Origin of the sequence: Nocardia sp. GCM10030253, assembly GCF_042675075.1 — a bacterium.
GTDB lineage: Bacteria > Actinomycetota > Actinomycetes > Mycobacteriales > Mycobacteriaceae > Nocardia.
Window position 1 is genome coordinate 1 of record NZ_JBHTDL010000022.1, and the last position, 7,326, is coordinate 7,326.

10 protein-coding genes are annotated in these 7,326 nt (G+C 66.0%); 6 read left to right on the forward strand and 4 right to left on the reverse strand.

Translation table 11 applies throughout. The annotated features are described in order from the left end of the window. The first annotated feature begins 306 nt into the window (after positions 1–306). The 4 genes from ACFQZZ_RS33315 to ACFQZZ_RS33330 are packed head-to-tail and all read left to right on the forward strand — an operon-like array spanning position 307 to position 3,378. Positions 307–663, forward strand: a complete 357-nt coding sequence (locus ACFQZZ_RS33315; RefSeq protein ID WP_378688893.1) for a hypothetical protein — start codon at positions 307–309, stop codon at positions 661–663. Continuing rightward, on the forward strand, positions 660–953 hold the full coding sequence (locus ACFQZZ_RS33320; RefSeq protein WP_378688894.1) for a hypothetical protein: 294 nt from the start codon (positions 660–662) through the stop codon (positions 951–953). The genes ACFQZZ_RS33315 and ACFQZZ_RS33320 overlap by 4 nt, the downstream gene beginning before the upstream one ends. Further along, the gene (locus ACFQZZ_RS33325; protein ID WP_378688896.1) at positions 953–2,701 is read left to right on the forward strand and encodes a M91 family zinc metallopeptidase; all 1,749 of its coding nucleotides are present in this window, start codon (positions 953–955) and stop codon (positions 2,699–2,701) included. Before ACFQZZ_RS33320 ends, ACFQZZ_RS33325 begins: the two co-directional genes overlap by 1 nt. Beyond that, a complete protein-coding gene (locus ACFQZZ_RS33330) occupies positions 2,698–3,378 on the forward strand; it encodes a hypothetical protein (protein WP_378688898.1) in 681 nt (226 codons plus the stop codon). The genes ACFQZZ_RS33325 and ACFQZZ_RS33330 overlap by 4 nt, the downstream gene beginning before the upstream one ends. A 25-nt stretch (positions 3,379–3,403) precedes the next feature. Here the strand turns inward: ACFQZZ_RS33330 and ACFQZZ_RS33335 are convergent, their stop codons facing one another. Continuing rightward, the gene (locus ACFQZZ_RS33335; RefSeq protein WP_378688901.1) at positions 3,404–3,733 is read right to left on the reverse strand and encodes a hypothetical protein; all 330 of its coding nucleotides are present in this window, start codon (positions 3,731–3,733) and stop codon (positions 3,404–3,406) included. A 4-nt stretch (positions 3,734–3,737) separates the two neighbouring features. Continuing rightward, positions 3,738–4,502 carry a hypothetical protein gene (locus tag ACFQZZ_RS33340; RefSeq protein WP_378688904.1) on the reverse strand — a complete coding sequence of 255 codons (765 nt, stop codon included), beginning with the start codon at positions 4,500–4,502 and terminating at the stop codon, positions 3,738–3,740. 109 nt (positions 4,503–4,611) lie between these two features. Between ACFQZZ_RS33340 and ACFQZZ_RS33345 the strand changes: the two genes are divergently transcribed. After that, a complete protein-coding gene (locus ACFQZZ_RS33345) occupies positions 4,612–4,791 on the forward strand; it encodes a hypothetical protein (protein ID WP_378688906.1) in 180 nt (59 codons plus the stop codon). Between the two features lie 159 nt (positions 4,792–4,950). On the opposite strand, the gene ACFQZZ_RS33350 is transcribed toward ACFQZZ_RS33345, so the two are convergent. Both ACFQZZ_RS33350 and ACFQZZ_RS33355 read right to left on the reverse strand, forming a co-directional pair. Next, positions 4,951–5,469 (reverse strand): hypothetical protein, encoded by a 519-nt coding sequence (locus ACFQZZ_RS33350; protein ID WP_378688908.1) that lies wholly within the window; start codon positions 5,467–5,469, stop codon positions 4,951–4,953. A gap of 128 nt (positions 5,470–5,597) precedes the next feature. After that, complete coding sequence (locus tag ACFQZZ_RS33355) at positions 5,598–5,795, reverse strand: hypothetical protein (protein ID WP_378688910.1); 198 nt, start codon at positions 5,793–5,795, stop codon at positions 5,598–5,600. Positions 5,796–5,896: 101 nt separating this feature from the next. On the opposite strand from ACFQZZ_RS33355, the gene ACFQZZ_RS33360 reads away from it, so the two are divergent. Then, the coding region (locus ACFQZZ_RS33360; RefSeq protein WP_378688913.1) for a DNA cytosine methyltransferase at positions 5,897–7,326 on the forward strand (1,430 nt) is incomplete at its 3' end.

A 7,326-nucleotide genomic window follows, 5' to 3' on the forward strand; every position in this document is an offset into this window, starting at 1 on the left:
TCGAAACTCGCACAAAGAATCTCGCCTCAGGTGGTTAGCAACCACGATATCGAGGTTGAAAGTCGCCGTATCGAGGCATTCGCGGCGAGTGAGCTAATCTTCCGCTATTGCATGTGTGGCGCGGCGGATAGCGGCGGTGATGACCACTGGACGGATCGCTATCCGATACGTTGCATGGATCACGTAGCGCCGCCCTGGCGAGAGCCATTGCGCCGCCGATAATTTCGGATGGAACCGATCGGCATCTTGGTGCGTCAAAAGCTCCAAGATCAACATTCAACCCGGGGGGGTTCGAGAGGACGGACAGTGCCGAACACCTCCAGCGCCGACACCCCAACACCGCAGGGGGCTTTCCCGACCACGGAAGGCCCGAGTATGAGCGATGAGTACCCCGTAGACCTCGACCAGCTCGATAAAGTCACCACCCGCATGGAGGAGCTCAACGCGTTCATCGCCGAGTCTCTGAACGAGCTGAACGAGCACGTCACCGCCGTTCAAACGGAATGGGGACAGGCCCCCGCGGACACCGCCGAATGGGCCGCATCGTCGGCGAAGATGCGCGGCGGGCTGGAAAAGATGCAAACCGCTGCCGCTGCGGTCCGGTTGCAGTACGAGGCGGAAGCCGCCGCGGCTAAAAATCGCGGCGGTGAGAACACCCCGTGAAGGTCAACCCCGACGAACTACGCGGACTGGTCACGTCGATGACCGCCGCCGCTGACGCGGTCGAGCTGCTCGACGTGCGCACCGCCGCCAGCGCCGCCGGTGCCGCCCTGCCCGGTGCGAATCTCGGCGAGATCTGTGCCAGCTCAGGTGATGTGACCGCCGCCGCCTATCAGCGTGCGGCCAACCGGTGCCGTCGTGTCTCGCAGATCGCGGCAGGGGTCGGCGCGAATTTCGAGGTGACCGATACCGATTTCAGTGCTCGGCTCGCTGCGCTGGATGGTGGCCGGTAGTGGCCACTCTCGCCGAGGTGCAGCAGTGGCGGCCCTCAGCCCTGGCGGATGCCGGCCACGCTATCGCCACCGCGAACACCGATTTCCAGACCCACACCGACCAGGTGCGCACCGACATCCAATCCGCCCAAGGACATTGGGACGGCGCGGCCTATTGGGCCGCCTACAACCGCATCGGTGAGGACCACACCGAGGCCACGAAACTTGCCCGTGAGGTTGTCGAGCTCGCGGCCGCGATGACTACCGGGGCTGCGACCCTCACCAGTCACCGTGACGTGCTGCTCGGACGTGTAGCCGACGCGCAAGAAGCCAACCTCAGCGTTGGCGATGACTGGGTGGTCACCCAGGACGGCGATCAGGACGCCGATCTCATTGCCGCGCATCAAGGTCTGATCAACTCCGCGCGCACCGAGCTCGACACCGCCGCCGGTGAGGTCGCGCGCGCGATCACCGCTGCCCGGGACGCCGTCCAAGCACAAGGCGGGCGGGTCGGCGATGACACCGCCGTGTTCGGGTCGGTCCCGCATATCATCCGGACCGGAGAGTCGATCACGATCGAGACCGGCGACGAGAACGACGTCGTCACCGTGGATCAGGACCCGCAAACCCACATCGTGACCGTGAACGTGAACGGTGAGCCGCAGCAGCTCACCGACGCGGAATCAAAGAACATCATCATCAAAACCCAAGGCGGGGACGATCAAATCAGTGTGTCGGAAGGAACCCAAGTCGGGCTGAAGCTCGACGGCGGTTCCGGCAACGACACCATTTTCGGCGGCAAGAACCGTGACTACATCGACGGCGGCACCGGTGACGACCTCATCAACTCCGGTGACGGTGACGATGTCGTTTACGGCGGTGCGGGCGATGACACCCTGATCGGTTACGGCGGCAACGACTACATCGACGGCGGCACCGGCAACGACAAGATCGCTGGCGGTCAGGGCACCGACCAACTATCGGGCGGCCAGGGCGATGACTTCATTGAGGGCAACGAGGGTGACGACAAGATTTACGCCGGATCGGGCAAGGACACCGTGACCGGCAGCGGGCTGAACACCGCCGCCAACGGTTCGGGCAACGACACCATTTACGCCCAAGACGAGGACGTGATCAACCGCTACGGCGACCAGCCCGCCGTGGTAAATGTTGCGCTGCAAAACATTCCGGACCAGATCACCGTGACCGGGTCGCCCGAATTTCAGGACCGGGTCGCCGCCGATCTCGAGACGCTGCGGTCCTCGCCGACCGGTCAGCAGATGTTGGCCAGTCTCGGTGAGACCGGGCACACGCTGACCCTGACCGAAGGGGACGGCGGCCGGAACATGGCGATACCGGAGCAGCAGAACAGCAGCGTCTATTACGACGAGAGGACCGGCCAAGCCGGTCCCGGGTCGAGTTCAACGATCAAATACGACCCACGCGCCACCGATTTCGGTCCGGAGTATGCCCAACATGCGTGGGGTCAGGAGCCGCCCGTGGTGAGCCTCTATCACGAGATGGCGCACGCAGAAGATTTCGGGCACGGCACGGTGCGCGGCGGCTACTACACCGGCTCCGACCCGATCGACGGCACCGGACTCTCGTTGCCCAACTACGAGAGAGTCGCGGTCGGGCTTCCCATCGACCACGACAACAACCCCGCGACGCCCGAACATCTCGCGCCCGAACACTCGACCGCGCTGACCGAGAACGCGTTGCGTGACGAGCTCGGCGTGCCGCGCCGCGAACACTACGACTACGAATGATGACGAGTGGATCGGGCCGCGCGGCGGCCCTCGGTGCTGTGGCCCTCGTCGCCGCGACCTGTGCCGGTTGTGGGACACCGGATACAGCGCCGACGATCACCACCCAGGTACCCAATCCATCACCGGCATCGTGTGAGTCCTCCACTGTGGTCACTCAGGACAGTTCGGTCGAGCTGGCCGCCGATTTCGACACCGCACCGGATCGGTTGGTGATCCGCTACCGGGTGACCAACCATCGCCGCGACCCGCTGTTTCTGGCCGATCGAGTCCGGACCAGTCGTCTACCGCCTGAGCAGGCATACAACTTGGTGCCGCGTAGCGATCAGGTGGTGGAGATCAGCCGCCGCTTCTATCCGATAGGTCAGTGTCCGATCGCGGCGAGTCGCCCTCCGGATCCTCCCGAGATGGTGCGCGTGGACCCGGGAGCGACCTACGGGAGTGAGTTCACGGTGGCGGTGCCGTTCGAGGTAGAGCACCCGATGACGTCCGAGGCAGCGCGGTTCCTGGCGCCGATGCCGCCGCGGCCTTACCCGGTGGTGTTCTGTGTCGGTGCGGTCCCGACCCAACGCCCCAATCCGTCACCGGACAGAGGCGACACCACACACCCGCTGTACAGCCCGCACGGCTTTCAGTTCGAGGCTCAGACGACGTTCTGTACTCCAGTGCACATGGTGTGACCCGGCGGTGAGCCCGCTACACCCGTTACGGGTTCACTGGCGGGCGCACCGCATCCCACGGCACCCAATGCCGCAAAGTCACCGCGGTCAACCCGGAGTGAGAGCGCCACTCGATTGCGACATCGGCATACCAGACCGGGGTGGTTCCCAGCCGGATCCGCGCCCACGCATACAACACCCCCGGCACCCATTCGTCCTCGCTCCGAATATCCAGCGCGGCAGCCTTTTCCCCGATCGTCGCCGGGTCGACACGGTCACGTTCACGCTGCGGATGAGCCCACACACGCCGCGGGTCGACAAACACTCGCCGGGGTTTCTCCAGCCGCCGCAGAGGGGACCACCTGTCGTCACTCACTGCGCTATCCGGTCCGCGGGAACGTCGCGGCCGCCGCCGGGGCGGTCTGCCGGGTCCAACAGGTACGCCCGCCGAGGGCGCCGGCCAGGGTTACGCGTGAGGTCCGTGGCCGGGTTCCCCGCCCGGATACCCGCACCTCGAGGTGTACCGCTTGCAGACGACCGCGGCCGCGCCCGAGACCGGCGTAAGCAGCAGGGCGGCACTCCAGCTCGAGATCCGCTCGCGCCCACCCGGGCCCGGTGACGATGAGCACGCCCCCGTGACTGCGCACGCGAGCGACGACAGCACGCGCGCGAGAAGGCGCCGCAGAACCAGCCATATCGAGCACCACAACAGGCACGCCTTCCAGCAGAACTGCGGCCACGGCCATCGGGTCAGGTCCCGGATCCGGGATGTGGGCGAGCCGGTCGAGGCGCCCGCCCATCTCGTGAAAAGCGAGCCAGCCCGCGCGCGGATTACCCAGTACCGCAACCGATTCCCCCGCCGCCGTCGCGGCCGCCAGCAGGCCCAGCAGCACCGAACCGCCTCCGGTGCAGCCGACCACGGCACCGCGGGGCAGGCCACCATTCGGGAGTAGCTCGCCCAGGCCGCCGCCGATCGGCAGGACATCTGCCGCGGTGGTTGCTGGGGGAGTGGCTTCCGCGGCGACACGGCCCGGGATGGCCGCCATTTGTGCGCGTAGGGCGTCGAGCTGCGCGGCGCGCGGCAAACCTGCCACCGGGGGTTTACCTCGCTGGCCGACCTCCGTAACCGCGTCACTCTCGAACATATGTTCGTATGATGACACGTCTACGGCGCGATGTCGACGACACCCCCGACATCGATAGCTAGTGATGTGCCGAACGGAGTTGGACGTATGTTCGGGTTAGTCTCGTGGCGTGGTGAACGAGGGTCAACGGGTTCGTATCGGCGCTGCCGGGGTGTCGGTGTTCATAGTCGCCGAGATCAGCGAGGACGGGCAGGCGATCCTGGATCCTCTCGAGGATGCCGGTTACCGATTCCCCATGCCGGTATCCGCGCTCGTGCCCGACGGCGCTGTACCTCCCGCCGTCCAGTAGCTGCCCGTCCGCCGCGCGGGGTGCTCGCGCTCCGCTGATCTTCTTGGGCGCTCTACCGGAACCCGTAGGCGCCGACACCGCCGATCGCGCAGCCGCATTGGGGCAGATTGAAGGCCCCGGGAAACCCCGAGGCCTTCGAGTTGGTCTAGGTGGAGTCAATCAGTCCTGGTGGTGTGTGGCGATCCAGCGGCGGATAGCGAAGGCACTCGGATAGGTGCACGTCGCGGGCTCACGGCCGCCGGTGAACTTCATCCAGGAGATGCCGGAATAATTCGGTGTGAACCAGTCCATCGAGTGCATGGCGTCGGCGGCGTCCTCGAGCCGGTCGGCGATGCGAAGGCCATCCGCGGTACAGACCTCATCCCCGTAGAGCCGCCAGTTATTGAACTGGGCGACGAACCGCGCGAGTTCGGTCGGGCTGCGCTGCGGCAAGGTCGTGCTGCCCGTCTGTACCTTCTCGAGCTCGGTTCCTGCGTAGTCGGGTAACCAATCCTTCTCGCTGAGCCCGGCGATGTCGCTGAGGTACGCGGCAATGGGGGTGTCGCCGTCCGGGTATCGGTCGTGTTGCGTCGAGCAGGACGGACACAGTGCGGTCTCCCGTTGCCGCCATCCACGGCCGCCACTATCTACCGGCTGCCAGCATCCGGCGCACCGCCCCCTGCTGTATGTGTTCGTCATAGCCGAAGTATGAAGGCGCGCACCGACAATCATGTGCGTCTTTGCCAGCGCACGCGGTCGCCCGATCAACAGCGAAGGCCTCAGCCCCCTGTGGGGCTTGCTCACCGAGGTGCAGTGACCTGTGCTGCTCACGCGCCCTTCGGGCCTTTGCCGTCACGGATCTTGGCAACGTACTCGCGGGTGAAACCGCTGTCGCGGGCGATCGCGCTCGGGCCTACGTCGTCTTGCAGGGCGGCACGGATCTCGGCGAAGAGGCCGGCGCGCGCCTCGTCGTATTTTTCCCGCGCGGCGCGGATCGCCGCGCTGTGGTCGGTGCTCTCCGTCATACCGCCAGGATGCCACAACTCTGTTCGCGAACATAGTTGACACCGCCAGCGTCGAGATGCGAACATTGTTCGCGAATATAGTTCACATTAAGGGGTCTGGCATGGCATTACAGTCAACGGTCTACTTCGCCGGATGGGGCGGGGACAGCTTGGGTTGGGAGCAGGTTCCTGGGGTCGAGCTGCGCATCGCGGCCAACCACAACCCCGTCGCTGTCGCTGTGCATGAGCTGAACTTCCCGGGTGCGGAACATCTTCCGCCCGGCGACGTCGAAGACCTCGACATCGAGGATCTGCCTGCGACGGAGCTGTTTTGGGCCTCGCCGGCGTGCCCGGAGTGGACCGACGCCAAGGGCGTGAAACGGTATTTCGACCAGTCCAACCAGTACACGATGTTCGACGAGCAGCTGGGCATGGTCGAAGACCCCGCCGCCACACGCTCGCGGGCCCTGGTCAAACAGATACCGCGCTATCTGCGCTCCATGGCCGCCCGCGGCAAGCCCGTACTGGCAGGGGTTATGGAGAACGTCGTCCAGTGCCGCCGCTGGGATCAGTGGTCGCAGTGGATCGGGGAGATCGAGGCCCTGGGGTACGAGACCCGGGTGATCGCGCTCAACTCCATGCACGCGATGCCGCGCCGGTGCCTGCCCGCTCCGCAGTCGCGTGACCGGCTGTATGTCGCGTACTGGCTGAAATCGCTTGGCCGCCGCCCGGATTGGGACAAGTGGTTGCGTCCGAAAGCGTGGTGTGCGAGCTGCGAGCAGACCGTCGACGCGGTGCAGGCGTGGAAGAAGACCGGTCAGGATATGGGTCGCTATGGCGCTCGATCAGGCCAATACATCTACCGTTGCCCGTCGGCGACGTGCCGGTTCCAGGTTGTCGAGCCGATCGTCACCCCGGCTGCTGCCGCGATCGACTGGGCTCTCCCGCCGGGGGCGAAGATCGGGGAGCGACCCACGCCGCTAGCCGAGAACACCCTGGCGCGGATCCGGATCGGACTGGAGAAATTCGCGCGGACCCCGTTCTTGGCTCCCGCTGGCGGGACGTGGCGCACCGACGCGACCAGTGTCGAGGTGCCGATGCCCACGCGGACCACCCGTGAGTCCGATGGTCTGGTTATGTCGCCGTTGGTGGTGCAGACCAGCGGGCGGGCCGCTCTCACCGCCTACAGCGCACACCAGCCGCTGCCCACCCAAACGTGCCGTCGCGAACTCGGCGTCGCGATCCCACCGTTCATCACCTCGCTGCGCGGCGGTGGTAGCCGCAAGTCCGCGCGCGGCGTCGACCAGCCGTTAGCGACCTTCTCCGCGAACGGCTTCCATCACGGCCTGGTGCGCCCGCCTGTGACCGAGCATGCGCGGCATCGGTACGAGCTGCTCGCCGACGACCTGGCACGCCTGCTCGACGAGTGCACTTTCCGGATGCTCGACCCCACTGAGATCCGGGCCGGGATGGCGTTCCCGGCGACCTTCCAGGCCCTCGGTGACAAACGCACCCAGGCCCGCGGCTACGGCAACGCCGTCACCCCACCCTC